Source organism: Terriglobales bacterium (assembly GCA_035561515.1).
In the GTDB taxonomy this organism is placed as follows: domain Bacteria; phylum Acidobacteriota; class Terriglobia; order Terriglobales; family Acidobacteriaceae; genus DATMXP01.
Genome location: DATMXP010000013.1, coordinates 129,127 through 145,428, shown reverse-complemented (window position 1 = coordinate 145,428; position 16,302 = coordinate 129,127). Strand labels below are relative to the sequence as shown.

The following is a 16,302-nucleotide window of genomic DNA, read 5'->3' as shown; positions in this document are numbered from 1 at the left end:
AAATGTGCCATTCAGCAGCAGAGTGCATGGGAGTTCCTATACTAACCATACTCGGAGCAGCAAGGTCACCTCTCCGGGTCGCCAATCCATCACTGCTCCCACGTGAGGACAGCAGTGAAGCAATACCCAACTCTCCCCTCGGATGATGACATTCGTCGGCTTCTTGCCAGGGCCAGAACTAATCCCGACCCTCGAGCATCGGCTGTCGTAACTCTGATGCTCTACCTGACTGTCCGGCTGAGCGATCTCCGGCACTTAAAGTGGGAGGCATTCGACAGTAAGGCCGGCGCGCTTTACTTCGGCGAGAATGACTCAGCCGTTACGCTAACTGAGTTGATAATTCACCAACTACTTCGAGTCAAAGCCACTACGGGCTCAAAGACAATTTTCGGAAAGCCAACACAGGATTCTCCGACGATCGACTTGTTGCTGAGGACCGTGCTCGATGATGCAGGCCTTAATCAACTCGGGCCAGACAGTCTGACCCGGTGGTCAGCCTGTCGCAATCCTTCTGTGCGGCGCTCCGTTGCTAAGGTCTAGTCGCTCCGTCAGTCTCTCCGATCTGATCTTGAAGTAAACCCGCAATACCACTTCACCCCGAGGCCCTCCATGACCTATTCGACTCTCCCACCTCGTACGCCAGCGTACTGGCGCGCTCTGTATGACTCGCTACCCGATGAACCAACCCGCATCAGCGTCAGCAATGTCGCGATCATGGCGAATCCTGAAGCCTGCCCGAACTGCTTCATCACGGCTGCCAAGCATAAGTGGAAACGTCCCTATCAGTTTCCCGCGCCCGCGGTAATGCAGTATCACGACAAAACGCAGAAGTGGCTTTATACCGAACTACTCCGGCGTGACCAGTCTCTTCCTCGTTGTTTCGAGTTCCTGCGCGACTCTATTGCCGTTGCACCTATTGGCAGACTGGAGTGTACGGATCTCGACTCCCACATGTTTGTCTATGGCTACCCTGACGTTGTTCTGGAGAACGATCGGGGCACCGTGTATCTGGTGGACAACAAGACCGCGCAGGTGAAGACAGAAGACTGCCCGCAGTTTTATCAATTCCGGGCACAGCTCAACCTGTACGCATGGATGCTCCAGCACGGCCCCCACAGGCGCCGAGTGGAACGGACGGCTCTTGTGCATTTCGTCGGCACTGGCTCGACGGAGAAGGAACACATCCTCGAGCACTGGAAGGACGGATCGCAGAAACTCTGTGCTCCGCTGACTCCTGTGGTTGTCGAGGTGGAATTGAACTTCGACGAGTTCGTTCGTCCCTTGCTCGATCGAGTATCCTCGCTGCTCACGGGACGGACGAAACCCCGTCGCAACCCTGAATGTCCGGACTGCCTGCTGCTTGAATCCTTCCTGAAGGCTCAGCAGGGGCAATCGTTCACTGACGAGATGCGCTGGGCTGACTCGCGAACCAGGCAGCGGCTGGAAGCGCGTAAACGCTACCTCACGAATCAGGACGGGATTCAGGAACCCGAGACTGATCAAGAGTTCCTGGTGTGTCCTGGCATCCTTCCGTACGGCGTCCTCAGTCTGTGGAACTTCGACGACGACGTTAATTAGGCGCGCACCCGTGGGCTCCGGCCGTCAAGGAACGGGGCCCGCATCTTCTCTCTCATACTCCCGGTCTTCAATGCCGCCATCCCTACGCGAAAGGACCTCAAAATGGCAACCGACTCCGCCAAAGCCACCAGGTTTCCCCTGCTCGAAACCCTCCTTGTCCACAAAGGAATTGCTATGAACGGGACCTTTACCGTGCGTCAGGTAGCCGACCTGTTCGGAGTATCTGTGCGCGCGATTCAGGATCGTGTGAAGCGCGGTCAGCTAACGCCTCGCAATCTTCCCGGTCATGCGAAGTTTCTCCCTGTTGACCTCGAGACCTATCTCGCCAATAGCAGTATCCGACGCTCGCCAAGTTCCTGAACTTCGCTGTATCACCTCACAGATACGTCCGTCGGCGCCGCTTGTGAACCTGATTCGCCAGTCAACGCATTCCTGCACGTTTTATATGCACTTTGATCGCTGGTCTTACAGCGACTTCATTAGGGAGAAAAGATATATGTCTGCACAATGCTGCGTAGTTGGCACATCAAGTGCTCTAGTTCAGCAGGTGTCTTCCCACGGGAGTGGAATATCCGCCCCCAACACGATCAACACCGTTAAGGATGTGCTCGATGCAGTTCCCATGTCGAAGCACGCTGAGCTGTTGCCGATGCTTAGGACCGCGGCCACACGGCTGTCTGAGTTCATGAACATGCCTCTCCATGAACTGCCTATCGACTCTCTTGTGGAGGTGGCTCCGACGTTTTCTGTTTACTTGAAGGAGAGGCGATACTCGCGGAACTCCGTCCGGACGTACTGCCATTCTGCCCTGAAGCTCTTCCGGATCGCTGAGGAACTGGGATGGTCATCAGAAAACCAACCAGTCACCGAGGGGTGGCAGCCGTTCATGACTGCGTTGAAGGCTATCCGCTGTTCCACCAAGAGCATCATCAGGTTTGCCATCCGAAAGGGTAGGACGCCGAACGAACTGTCCCACAGCGACCTTGATGAATGGAAGAGGTGGATGCTCTTGAGCGGCCGATCGTTCTCAACCGTACGGAAAACCCTGTCTCAGTTTCGACGCGCGGTTCACAAAGCCGGCCTGTGCGCATCTCTTCCGCAACTTTCTTGGAGTACCGATCCAGATGAGAAACGATATCGCATTCCGTCGTCGCAAATGCCAGAACCGTTGCGGTCACAGGTGAGTGCTCTCCTCAAATGGAAACAGGATCGGTTTGCAAGAGGTCGGCCCCGTAAAGGAAGGCATAGGCCCGTTAGTGCGCGGCTGCTGGAGAAGTGGATCAGCGGTCTGTATGGCTTCGCCAGGGATATTGATGGACGTGCAAAAGTCCAATCGCTGCAGGAGCTTGTTACGGAGGACATCGTGAGCGCCTTCGTCGATTGGGCGCTTAACGTCAGGAACATGCGGTCTAACTCCGTGTCCAAGCTGTCAATGCTGTACGCAGCCGTGCGGCATTATCCAGCCTTAAAGGGCATCGACTTCAAGTGGTTTTCGGTACTGCTGAGAGAGCTGCCGCCTGACGAGAAAGATGGCAGAAAAGAACGACGGGCAGCAAGACTCGTGCCCTATGACGTTCTTGCGGGTGTTCCTAAGCAGATCAGACAGTTAAGAGATCGTGGTTGCAGCGATGCGCGGCAACTGTCGTGGCTTTGCCACGACGAATTACTTATCGCGCTCTTGGTGACGCTTGCCTGGCGGCAGCGCAATATACGCGAATGCCGCATTGGCGATCCCGAGACCTCCAATATCTTCTACGCCAGTCTCCCTCCGCTCGTTCACCTCGCCAAGGCGACGTGGGTGGAAGAAGCCTTGGCACAAAACCCACATCAACCGTTTTGGCAATTCCACTTCCGTGAGGCGGAGACGAAGACTGGACACGAGGTTCGCGGAATCCTCCCGCTTAACCTCGTTCATATCCTGGAAGAATACCTGCGAGACCATCGTCCGAATCTCATCGGCTCTATTGACCCAGGAACTCTGTTCCTGAATCGTCGGGGAGGCGCGCTCGATTTGGCCAAGACGACCAACTTGGTCGCACAGCGTTTCTACCAGTTTACTGGTCATCGCGTCACCCCGCACCTTGTGCGCGACATTCTTGCCTACGCTTGGCTCGACCAGCATTCGGAAGACTACCTGACAGTCAGCAAGGTCCTCTGGCACCAAGACATCAACACAACCCTTAGGATTTACGGCCGGGACTTCGACGAAAGTAACGGTGTGTGCCGCATCGACGAGTGGCTCTTATCAAGGCCACTCTGACGCAGTTGGATCGCACAAGCCTCCAGCGAACTCAGGCACCTATTCTCCATCAACTCTCTTCTGGCTAAACAGTCCCCCGCGAAAACACAAACTGAAAGGAAATTCCTATGTGTAAACCGCAACCGAAGCGGTGCAAGCACTGCACCAAGACCACGTGCCCAATGACGGATCAAGCTCGCAGACTAATGAGGCGGTTGGGCACTCCAGACTTCTTTTCCCTGATGGAACACGTCGTCACGAAGTCATCGGCCACTACCTACCGTGGGAGTAGAAATGAATTTTGACATTCTTCATGTGCTAGCAATGTTCTTTGTATTGGAGTACCTGGCTCGATGGTGGAACCTGCTGATCAGTGACCGCAAATGCGGGCCGTTGGAGACGAAGGCTAACAGTGCTCCTCCTCGAAGAGCCGAAGCGACGAGGTCGTCAGGACCTGAGCACTATTAGGATCGTTTTGACAACCTCCTTCCAAGGTCCCGACCAGCGAGGGCGCCTTGCTAAATTGGGGATCTCAAGCTGTGCCGTCAATCGCGAGATCGCTCTTGCTCACAATGGACTCCTGAGATGACAGGAGTCCATCGGACCATCGGCATCGCCGTGTCGACAAGCAATCGTTTGAAAGGAACCTGTATCTGTGCCACTATGAATGTGCTGCATCACGAGGGTTAAGACTTGAGATGCAGTACATTTCGCGTCGTGACCTTCCTCAGGCATGACATGGCCAATGACTGGCGCGTCGGACGCAGGCGCAACGGTCAGCGGCAGACCGGAGCCTAAAAGCTCCCCGGGGATCCGATCCCCCGGCGTACTGGCGGTTGTTAGTCCGAAGGGTGGCAGCCATCCCGGATTCCGACAGGTTCCCACTCTCAACTCCTACCGATGTGCGCGCGGCAGTAAGCAGTCGGAGTGCGCTGCGGTGAACAAGTATCGACGCAAGGCCCCAGTCCGGGTCTTCGCATTCGCTTACGCCGTCGCGGTGCGCGCGACGGCTGCTCGAGGTTCCTGTGGAATTTGGTGAACGTGATCTGGTAAGCCCGGAGAATCTGGCAGTCGCTCTTGGCGTCGCTGTAGCAACGCTAGCGGACTGGAGATCCCAGCGCCGGGGTCCAGCCTTCGTGAAGGTGGGCAAGAAAGTTTGGTATCCGCGCGAGCGCGTATCAAGGTGGCTCGATTCGCAGTTGAAGGAAACGGAGGTTGATGATGGCTTTAAGGAACAGGGGTGGCGTGTGGCATTACCGATTCAAAGTGGACGGGCGAGAATACAGCGGAAGCACCGACTTGGTCGCCACGAAACAAAACACGACTCGTGCATCGGGAATCGAGCTGGATCACAGACGGGCGCTCATCGAGGGTCGCAGGCCAACGCGAAAGCTGACAGTCCGACAGTTCAGTGATGCGGTCGACGAATTCCTTGGATGGGCCGAGGTAGAGTACCGCGCTCATCCGAACAGCTACAAACGTATTCGGACAAGCTTTACCAGCCTGAAGGAGTTCTTCGGTAGCGCGCCAACAAGCCTTGTGGATGACGCAATGATCGAGCAGTTCAAGACATGGCGTTTCAAAGAGCACGACGTCCGGGACGTTACCGTACGTCATGACCTTCACGCTTTGTCGGTCTTCTTCCGCTACGCAATTAAGCAGAACTGGGCACGGGAGAATCCCGTTCGAGATGTTGACATCCCAAGCGATGCCGACGCCGTCCGCATGCATGTAATTACGCCGGCAGAAGAAAAGGAGTACTTCGCGAGGGCAGCGAAAAATCGAAATCTCTGGGATCTGGCTCGTCTCATGCGAAATCAAGGAATGCGCCCTGAGGAAGTTGTCGAACTTATGAAAGTTGACGTAGATCTCGAGCGTGGCACTCTTTTTGTACGCAGTGGCAAGACGCCGGCAGCACGACGGACGCTTGACTTGACTTCCGAAAGCAGGTCGATCCTCGCCCGCCGCATCTCTCCCACCGTTCCACCAAAAGCAACTAAGAAGGTGAGGCAGCGCATACAGCGTGCCCTGTCGTCGCAGTGGGTATTCCCCTCCGCAAAGTGCCCAGGCAAACACCTCCAACGTCTCAATCGAGCGCACGATGCCGTTTGTGCAGGCAACGATCATCGCGCACCGTTGTCGTTCGTCTTGTACGACTGGCGCCATTCGTTCTCGACCCGCTTAGCGGAGTCAGGTGTGGACCTTGCGACGATCGCTGCCATTCTCGGTCACAACTCGCTGCGGGTCGTGCAGAAATATCTGCATCCCACTGCAACTCACAAGAAGGCCGCAATGAAACGTTACGAGGTCGTGCTCGCGGAGGTTGAGAAGCAGCAGTCTACGTCTAAGGAGGAAAGGCCGAACTGACGTTCAATGCACCTTGCCTGCGGCTGATCTCCTTCACCCGCTAGCTGACCTGTAGCACGGCTCGACGGTGATGCACATTGTGCGCAACATGCCGTGCAGCACGGAGCGGCCTGATGCTCCCGCAAGATCTGTGGCGGTGCTGCTGCAAAGGCAAGTGGCGTTAAGCCGAGCGACGCAGGCGGCGATCACTCGGATACGTAACCGCTAGGCCGCCCATGACCTATAAACCTACCAATGTCCGTTTCATGATCACTGGCACATCGGGCATCACGGGCCAGGACTGCCAAAGAAGTACTAATCTCCCCAATAACAAGTAGTGCCCCAGCACACCTTCCATTTTGTTGAATCGACCGCATCGACATCAGCCGTTCCCAACTTTATGAAACTCTTCTTTGGTAAAAAGGATGTCTATATTGCCGGAATCGGGTTGGCTGCCCCCATACGACCGCAAGACGATCGCTTGAGATGAGCACAAGGGGGTATGAACAAGTATAGATCTCCGGCCCGACTGAAAGTTTTGGTATCGCAACCAGTCAGCAATCGAGCAGGAGTACGTCAGGTAGTGAATTCAAAGAAGTAGGACGGGGATATTGATGAGTATGCGCGTTTCCCATTTCGGTCCAAACTCTTGTTCCAAATCTGTAACAAGAGTTAAAAGACCCCTGTTCTAGAGCTTCTTTCTGTGATAATGCCGCCGTTAACTTACGGCACACTACATGACCAAATTTCTCGTCTTCTTCTCACTCCTGCTCACGAGTTCAGTTTTCGCTCAACTTTCCAATGTTAGCGCGTCAAACGCCACACCGATTCCTGGCGTAGGTCACGACTACATTCAGGGATTGCAGGAGATCGTGAATCCTGCCACGGGTTCGGTGAGCCTGCGCATCGACCTCGGCGCACCCGCAGGTGGACGCAGCATTAACATGCCGGTGGTGCTGATGTACGACAGCAGTGGCATTCACCAGATTCACCAAAATTATCAAATGCTGGTGAATAGCTGGGGAGCCGATCGTGATCTCGGTTGGTCATTTTCCCTTCCGACGCTCTCCTCCGTGTCGTCAGACCAACGTTGGATTCAACCCACTGGCGACGGTTTCCCCTTGGAATATGGATGCTTGTCAGACAGTAGTTATGTATTTCAGGACGTCTCGGGTACTCGACATCTGATGCCCATCTCGGTGGCATATGACTTTTCCGGCAGCGGAATTGTTGCCTGCGACCTTCTCGGTGTTCCTGATAATCACGACGGCGGTGATCCATTCTATTCCGCACATGTTGAAGAAGAAGTGTATCCGGGTCATTCACCTGTCAAGATCGTCGGAATCGATGGAACGGTCTACCATTTCTCTTCGAGCATACCTGTCCCAACTATGGGTGCCTATCCCGACTGGATAGAGGATCGCAACGGCAACAGGATCACTTTCTCCGGCGGCTACACTGACACAGTGGGCCGAAGTATGCCCTTAACTTACGACTCCACGCAAATCAGCGTCCCCGGCTTTTCTAACCCGTATTCAATCGTTCGCGGCACGGTAAATACTTCCTATTCATTGGGCTACGTGTGGGCCGATCCGATTCCGAATGCCTGGTGTTCGCTGGGAGGCGGCGGAGGGCAGGTTTCGGTGATTTATTCCCTCACTCTGCCCAATGGCAAGCAATACCAGTTCGAGTACGACCCCACATATGGCCTTCTGAAGAAGATCACATATCCCACCGGCGGATATGTGCGGTACGAATGGGGCGAAAGCCCGCTCTCAGCAGCCACCAAAGGAGTGGGAGCTTACAACGGTACTGGCCAGACATTCGCTTGTACGCTTCGTCACGGCACCCCGGCCGTAATGCACCGCTACGTTAGTTTCGACGGCATAACCATTGCCCAGCAACAGGACTTCTCTTACGCGTCGACTCAGTGGCGACAAACAGACCCTCTCGGTGCCCTCGGTGCATGGATCTCAAAGCAAACGACCGTCACCACCAGGGATCTGATCCGCAATCAAAGTTACGATACCGTTTACAACTATGTCCCAGTGACGATCCCCGATCCACCAGGGCTTAACGGCTGGCCGATTGTCAGCCAGGCGGCTGTCGAGAGCTCCACCATTTACAAGAACTTCGATGGGACCACCGCTCGCACCGTTAACAAAGGCTGGCTCGACCAATACCGGCTGGGATGTGAAACGCAAACACTCGAGAACGGGCAAACCTCTGGCACCTGGTACCAATACCTTGGCTACGTTCTGGTTACGGACAAGAAGGAGTACGACTTTGCGTCGTCTGGCATTTCGTGCAACCAGACAACCGCCGGCACTTCTCCCGCAGCAGCGCCAATGCGTGAGACTGTTACCGACTATTATCCCCTCGCTGACACCGCGATTGGCGGCAGGATCGTGAACATGGTCTCCAGCGTAAAAGTGTATGCAGGATCGGCCACGGGGATTCCGATTTCTCAGGCCGACTACGTTTACGATGGGACGACCATCCAATCCGTCCCGATCCCGACTCAGCACGACTCATCGAATTTTGGACCAAGCAACCAAGGTCCCCGCGGCAACCTAACGTCCGTCACGGCAAAATGTTTCTCGAACTGTTCTTCCGACCTAACGACGACGTTCACCTACGATCAGACGGGGCAACTGTTCAGCAAGACCGACCCGAGGGGTTATGTGACCAGGTATCACTACACCGACGCCTTCGCCTCCGGTACGGGAACTCCGCCGGCAGGGGTAAGCACCAATGCCTACCTTACGATGCTGGAGTACCCCAAGACGGCAAGCGGCACCGTTGCTCACGAACAACGTTTCACCTATGGCTACAACGACGGACAGCTTCGCTCGTCACAGGACCAGAACGGTCAAATAACCACCTACACCTATGCTGACCAGCTTCTGCGTCCGACACAAATCAACCTACCGGATGGCGGTCAGACCACGATCTCCTATAACGACAACGGCCCTTACCCATCCATTACGCAAACTAAACTCGTCACCAACGGATCGCCCGTTGTGAACGTCATCACCAGAACAACTAGGGACGGTTTCGGCCACGTCACCAAAGCCGAACTTCTCAGCGACCCCGATTGCCAGCCGTCCGGCACCGCGACACAAACAACCTACGACGGCTTGGGACTTATGAAGTCACAGTCGAACCCATATTGCGGCTCACCCAACGCTTGGACATACACAGATTACGACGCACTCGGCCGCGTCACCCTGGTCACGAAACAGGACGGCGGAACGGTGCAAAGCAACTATGGGACAAGCACAGCGGGCGTCACAACGACTGTCACCGACGAGGCTGGCAATCAGCGCCGGTCCTATACCGACGGGCTCGGCAGGCTCATCCAGGTTGACGAACCTGGATCCCAGGCCACGACCGTTCCTCCTGCCGCAGGAACGGCTTCCGTCACCATCAACGGTTCTCTTCAAAGCGGTCAGACTCAGACCCAGCCGGCGGCACCGGGATCGGGTTCCACCGGCATTTCGGGATCGAACTCGAGCACATGGGGATGCCTGCCCGAAGGCGGCTGCATGTATTTCGACGATTACGGCTATATCACCCTTAGGGTGAACGGTTACGCCGTAACCGCCAACTATAACCAGAGCAGTACGCCACAGTCGCTGGCAGGAGCTCTCGCACAGGCGATGAATGCTTCCGGTCCCGCCTATGCCACTGCTAACGGAGTCAGCATCACGTTGACTGCGAAAACCGCCGGGGCCGCAACGAACTATTCGTATTCGGTGTCCTGCACATCTACGTTCCCATCCTACCAATACCCTTATTACGATGTGGGCTTATACTGCGGCTTCGGCGGCGGGTCTGGCAACCTGAGCGGCGGGCATGATGCGGTGTATTCCACCACCTACGATTCCGGCACGACCAACATTACCATCAACGGCCAGCAGGTCTCCTACGCCTGGTCGGGCTCTGGCACGACTCCGGCTTCCGTCGCTTCCGGATTGTCTTCTGCAGTGAACACCACCTCCACTTATGCCACTGCGACTGTCAATGGCGGCACCGTGTATCTCACTGCACGCACCACAGGCGCGGCCACAAATTATTCGTTGTCAAGCTCCATTTCGCAGCAGTACGGATCCTTCTCCAGTTCGCCTTCGGGAAGCGCCTTCATCGGCGGGACTGACGGAAGTGTGCCTGTCTATTCCTTGAGTACTCCTTGGGTCACAAACTATCAGTACGACGTTCTCGGAAACCTGCTCCGCGTCGATCAGAAGGGCACGGCACCGTCCGACAGCAACCAATGGCGTACGCGATGGTTCACCTACGACTCGTTGTCACGCTTGATTGTGGCCTCCAATCCCGAATCCGGAAACATCGGCTACGCTTACGACGCAAACGGCAACGTTGCAACCAAGAGCGACGCCCGCGGGATCGTAACCACGTACACGTATGATGAACTGAATCGCCTGAAGAGCAAAACCTACAGCGACTCCACGCCCGCAGCCCGCTTCGGCTACGACGGCATAGCCATTAGCGGGTGTACAACTTCTCCCCCGCCTGTCGCCGATACGTACCCCAAGCCCTACCGCACCGCCATGTGCGACGGCTCCGGGGCCACGTCTTGGAGCCACGACAAGATGGGCCGTGAGCTCTCTGAGAAGCGAACTATCGGCACGGTCACCGCTGCCATATCAAACGTTTACAATAAGGACGGTTCGTTATTTTCGGTTACCTATCCGAGCAATCGCACCGTCACTTATGCCCCTGGTGGCGCAGGACGCTCCCTTGACGCAAGAGACTTGACGAACGGCATCAATTACGCCACCGCCGCCCACTACACGCCTAGTGGCGCATTGGCGTCCCTCACCAACGGTGCTAGCCTCAAGAGCACCTTCCTCTTCAACTCCCGTTTGCAGCCGTGCTGGATTTACGCCACCACGGGCACGCCGCTGAACTGGCAGGCCACCCCATGCACGGCGACTGCAACGGTCGGCAACCTCCTCGACCTGAAGTACAACTTTAGCTTGGGCAATGGTAACAACGGCAACGTCCGGCAGATCACGAACAACAGGGACGGCAACCGCACCCAGAACTTCGCCTACGACCCGCTCAACCGCATCGTCAGCGCCTACACCACCAGTTCCCTGTGGGGCGAGACGTTCGACATCGATGCATGGGGCAATCTCAAGAACCGCACCGTATATCCGGGGAAGCCAAATCCCGAGCCGTGGACATTCGGTACTGCCACAGCCCAGAACCGTCTGTCCACTCTTACCTACGATGCCGCCGGTAATACTACTAACGACACCGTTCGGAGCTACGGTTACGATGCCGAGAACCGAATTGTCTCCGTCGGCGGCAGCCCGGCCTACGTGTACGACGGCGACGGCAACCGCGTGAAGAAGAACGCGGGCGTGCTCTATTGGGGCGCGGCGCCGCTTGCCGAAAGCGACCTCGCCGGTACCATCACCTCCGAGTACATCTTCTTCGACGGCAAGCGTATAGCTCGGGTTGACCCCAGCTGCTGCGGAGGGCAACCCGCGTACCGCTACTACTTCTCCGACCAACTCGGCTCCGCTAGCGTCATTACCAACGAAACTGGCGTGATTCAAGACGAATCCGAGTATTACCCCTATGGCGGCGAAAAAGTCATCGTTAACAACGACCCCAACCATTTCAAGTTCACCGGCAAAGAACACGATACCGAAACCGGGTTGGACTACTTCGGAGCCAGATACTACGGAAACAATATGGGACGGTTTCTTTCGGTCGATCCCGACAACGCTGGCGCTGAATTGCAAGACCCTCAGAGCTGGAATGCATACAGCTATGTTGGCAACAATCCTCTGACGTTCACCGATCCTGACGGCTTGGCTAAGAGCGTCTGCCGGACAGACTCGAACGGTAATGATGCGTGTTACTGGGAAGGTGAATACAACGGCGAATACGATAAAAACCAAAAGTTGTACTGGAATGCCGGGACAGGGGAATGGCAGAAGGACAATCCAGTGCCTATCAACGAGAATTTCCTGGCGAGCGGGGCTACCAATCCGGGCTTCCTAGGGCCTGCTGACGTTTTCTTTGTCCGAGTGCCAAACCTTGGGATCATGAGCAGATTAGGCAAGATGCTCGGGCTCGGGGAGAAGGCTGCGGCTGGAGCTACACAAGGCGCAGCTGCAGGTGGGAGAGGGCTTCTCACAGCTACTGAAGGTGTAATAGTCAGCAACGGTACCAAACAGGCCGCAAAACAAGCTATCGAGCAGATGGCCGCAGGAGCACAAAAGGCATCTCTAAAACGAGCTATCGATGCAGCGGGAAGTCAGGCAAAAATTACTGTTCAGCAGCTATCAGACGGCTCTGTGCGAGTGATGGTTAACAGAGCAGGAGTCAATGGCGGGCAGACAATGATCAAGACGGTCGCCACTGACGGCACATCTAAGACAGTACAAGTCGCAGTTGATGGAGCAGGCAACCTTGTCCATTATCATCCCAAAAACTGAGCCACCGCCGTTGACGGCGGAACAGAGAAGAGCACTGGAGCAATACGCATCGTTCGAGGTTGGGCTAGATGAGGTACGACACACTTTGCGTGCCGTGATGGAATTCAACTTCGAAGCCGAAAAACGCTGGCTAAATACGCACTTCCTCGTGCCAGAACCTGGCATCCCAATCACGCGTGAGCACATCGCGTGCGCCCTATCCAAGAAGCGTGAAGGCTTAATCACGGAGAAAGACCTTGTGTACTGGGCCACCATGCTTCTAATGAACGAGGCCTACGAGTTCGACCAGAAGGACGTGGACTTCATCGCCGACTGGCTAAACGACATTAGTTACGATCTCGATCCCACAGACGACGGTACGAGTTGAACCCCGTGTACGACGAGCCCTCCTACAGCTACGACGCGCCAGCCTTCATGTACGACTCGGATGCCCCTGCGTACGGCGGTGCAGAGTACGGTGCCTTTACCGCCCACGTCTGGTCAATCGACAAGTTCACCGGCAAAGAACGCGATACCGAGACCGGCCTCGACCACTTCGGGGGCTAGATCCTACGGCAGCAACCTGGGACTGTTCATAGACCAGATGATCCCTTCGCCTATCAGCATCCGGTATATCCGCAGAGTCGGAGGCTGTACAGCTCTGTCCGGAAACCAACTCAGCAACACTGACCGCAAGCACTCGACCATTCCCCTAAAAATGAATCTTGCGGAACTTGCAAAGGGAGTTTGCGGCGTCGTTGAGACAGGCAGATTTGTCCGCTTTTTGTCCGCTTTGTCCCCCAAATATGCCCTATTTCCGCCCATTAAGGACGAAAGAGCACTAAAGTCCTCAAAATGTAAGTGATTGATTAATCAGCTAAATACGAGAGAATTTGGAGGCGCGGGCCGGAATCGAACCGGCGAATAAAGGTTTTGCAGTTAAGGTTGTCAAATCTAAACAGTTGATTTTATTGGGTTTTTCCGTCGGAGGATCACCCATAAGTCGTTGATATTGGCTGCCATTTTCCCCTTATTGGCAGCCAAATGGCAGCCAGATAAGTATATGCCTAACAATTACGCTTAATATCCGGCGAAGTCTTCGGTACGGATATCGTCCTCGTCAACGGCTGCTTCAATCAGCATCGTGCGCATGGCCGCCACCATCGACGGCGGACCCGCGATGTAATAAATCGGGCCCTGGAGCACTGAAAGATGTTGCTGGAGTTTTTCGGCAGTTAGATACCCTGTGTCGCCACTCCAATTCAATTGCGACTTGTCCGTCTTCGTCATCGTCGCCACCAGGTGAAAGTGCGGATTTGTTCTCTGTAGCTGCTGAAGCTCCTGAAGAAAGGCAGCGTCCACCGGCCGACGATTTGAATAGAACAGGAAGATCTCGTGAGGAAGCTTCTGAGACGCAGCATCGCGTGCCATGCTGCGAAACGGCGTGATCCCAATGCCGCCAGCCAGAAAGACGGCCGATTTGTTCGAATTCTTGTGAAGCGTAAGTGATCCAGTGGGGCCGTCGAGCTTGACTTTCAGACCTGGCCCAGCGACTTTGAGCACTCGCTTGAACGCGCTGTTGCGCATGCGCGTGGCAATAACCAGGTCGGGGTCGGACGGGGCACTAGCGATGGAAAACGCGCGTGTGTTTCCCTCGGCATCGGTCTCAGGCGGATCAATCAGCGTAACATCGATTGCCTGCCCAGCACGAAATTGGAATCCGTCAGGTTTTCGGAAATGAAATGCCATCGTGCCAGCCGCAACATCCTCCTTATGCTTAAACTCCGTCAGATATTCGGGCATGTTGCTCCTTTAATGCCAATAACTTACGCGCAATATATGTGGCAATTACATCGACTACTCACGCAAGCCGAAAATTACTCCACTCTTAATGGAGGGCAAATCGGCGAAAAACGTTTCGCGATATTTGCAGAAAGAGACACAGCGATTCCGTCGGCCGAGGCACGGTCCTATCGTTTTTCGACGTTGCTTGCGGCCCTTCTATCCTTGATTTCCGAGATGTGCCGGATCGGTGACGGTACGTTTCTGCTTCGTGACCGTTTCCACTAACTCGAACGACTCGCTGAGCGCCTCGGGACGAGATTCTGCTACACCTTATACACGGTCAATTTCCGAAGTACTGAGACTTCGCTCGCTAGCATTTCTAGGATCTTGAATCCCAAAGCAGGTTTGTCGACCAAGAGTCTGCGAAACCGCTTGGTTGATATAAAGCTCAGCTTGGTGTGAGTAACTATCTCGGCCGTCAAGCTGTACGGGCGACCGCTTACCGTGGCTGGGAGACCCAACAGGCAGCCTTTATCCGCGACTCGCACGATGCGCGTTGGATCCTCTCCCGACGATAGTACAGCTCTCCCACTCAATACAACGTAAAGACCTTTGCTGACCTGTCCGCGTCTGAACAGGATCGATCCAGTTCGTGCTTCACACTTCCTTCCAATACCCTCGAGTTCCCTCGCAACCTCAGGGGCCGCGCGAAACGCCTTGACTGATTCAACCTTCTGTTGTCCACGCATGTTACATCGTCGTTCTTGCCTAGGCGTGATACTCGACGCTTTCGGCCAAGTACGGGTCACCGGTTGGCACAACCGGGACACGTTTGAAAGCCGAGAAGAACGAGAGTCCGAAGACGCCCACCACTGTCGCGGCACAGCCGATTTCCCAAACGCCGAGTCGAGGCTGCGAGCCGATAATCGGCGGAGCTATCAAAAGGTAGAGATCCAGCCAGTGACCCACCACCAGGGCGATGGAAACGCGCAGAAGCACGTCTGGATTCTGCTTATTTCTTTTCGGCAGTAGCACGAAAAATGGAACAACCCAGTTCAGTGCCAAGTTCAGCAAGAACAGAGGTTGCCAGAAGCCATGCAATCGGTGAACGTAATACCCTGTCTCTTCTGGAAGATTGGCGTACCAGATGAGCATGTACTGGCTGAACCACAGATACATCCAGAATGTGCTGAACGCGAAAATGAGCTTGCCGCAATCGTGCAGATGATGATGCGTGATGATTGAATTCATCGGCTTACGCCGTTGAAGCCAAACCGATAACAAGGTGATGGAAGCCAGTCCACTGACAAAAAGGCCGGCAAAGGTGTACATGCCGAAAATTGTGCTTGCCCAGTCTGGCTCCAGTGACATTATCCAATCCACGCTCGCCAGCCAAAAAGTGATAGCAAACACAACAATGAACATGGCAGATATTCGAATATTGGCCCGAGTGTGCGAGAACCGCGCATCGCTGTCCTGCCGGCGAGAGCGGCGCAACAGCATAAAAGCGAACGCTATCCATAGCAGGATGTAAGCGATTGCACGGAGCCGAACGAAGCCAAGACCGAGCCATAACTGCTTGAATGCGGGCAGGTTGTTGTGAACTTCCGCGTTCGCCCAGGGATATATCTCAGGATAGAAAAACAGAACGGCAAGGATCCCAACTCCGCCCAGCGGAATAGCGGCCGTCATCGCTTCAGGAATTCGTCGCAGCGCCACCCCCCAACTGGCGCCGCTCACGTACTGCAAAGCGATAAACACGATGGCCGCAAGACCGAGTGAGACCAGGTAGTAACTGCCGAGGAGAATGCCACTCCAACCTCTGGGAGGTGCGACAAAGATGGCCGCGATGAGAATGGTTGCGCCTGCCGCGAGGAACAAACGAAGCTTGTTCAAAAG

At 55.2% G+C, this 16,302-nt stretch carries 9 protein-coding genes; 7 read left to right on the top strand and 2 right to left on the bottom strand.

The window, feature by feature from the left end; translation table 11 throughout:
- Nucleotides 1–609 precede the first annotated feature (609 nt).
- The 7 genes from VN577_04935 (at nt 610) to VN577_04905 (ending at nt 13,185) form a co-directional block, all read left to right on the top strand.
- The gene (locus VN577_04935) at nt 610–1,578 is read left to right on the top strand and encodes a PD-(D/E)XK nuclease family protein (GenBank protein HWR14147.1); all 969 of its coding nucleotides are present in this window, start codon (nt 610–612) and stop codon (nt 1,576–1,578) included.
- Nucleotides 1,579–1,680: 102 nt separating this feature from the next.
- Nucleotides 1,681–1,938: a helix-turn-helix domain-containing protein gene (locus VN577_04930; GenBank protein HWR14146.1), complete on the top strand. Its 258-nt coding sequence runs from the start codon at nt 1,681–1,683 to the stop codon at nt 1,936–1,938.
- A gap of 1,003 nt (nt 1,939–2,941) precedes the next feature.
- Entirely contained in the window at nt 2,942–3,838 is an 897-nt protein-coding gene (locus VN577_04925) for a hypothetical protein (protein HWR14145.1), read from the top strand.
- A gap of 1,197 nt (nt 3,839–5,035) precedes the next feature.
- Nucleotides 5,036–6,184, top strand: coding sequence for a tyrosine-type recombinase/integrase (locus VN577_04920; protein ID HWR14144.1), 1,149 nt, complete (start codon nt 5,036–5,038; stop codon nt 6,182–6,184).
- Nucleotides 6,185–6,900: 716 nt separating this feature from the next.
- On the top strand, nt 6,901–12,639 hold the full coding sequence (locus VN577_04915) for an RHS repeat-associated core domain-containing protein (GenBank protein ID HWR14143.1): 5,739 nt from the start codon (nt 6,901–6,903) through the stop codon (nt 12,637–12,639).
- Entirely contained in the window at nt 12,614–13,006 is a 393-nt protein-coding gene (locus VN577_04910; GenBank protein ID HWR14142.1) for a hypothetical protein, read from the top strand. The genes VN577_04915 and VN577_04910 overlap by 26 nt, the downstream gene beginning before the upstream one ends.
- Nucleotides 13,007–13,011: 5 nt before the next feature.
- Nucleotides 13,012–13,185 (top strand): hypothetical protein, encoded by a 174-nt coding sequence (locus VN577_04905; protein HWR14141.1) that lies wholly within the window; start codon nt 13,012–13,014, stop codon nt 13,183–13,185.
- A gap of 513 nt (nt 13,186–13,698) precedes the next feature.
- Here VN577_04905 and VN577_04900 read toward each other — a convergent pair.
- Complete coding sequence (locus VN577_04900) at nt 13,699–14,421, bottom strand: FAD-dependent oxidoreductase (protein HWR14140.1); 723 nt, start codon at nt 14,419–14,421, stop codon at nt 13,699–13,701.
- Between the two features lie 750 nt (nt 14,422–15,171).
- On the bottom strand, nt 15,172–16,299 hold the full coding sequence (locus VN577_04895; GenBank protein ID HWR14139.1) for a hypothetical protein: 1,128 nt from the start codon (nt 16,297–16,299) through the stop codon (nt 15,172–15,174).
- Nucleotides 16,300–16,302: the final 3 nt, after the last annotated feature.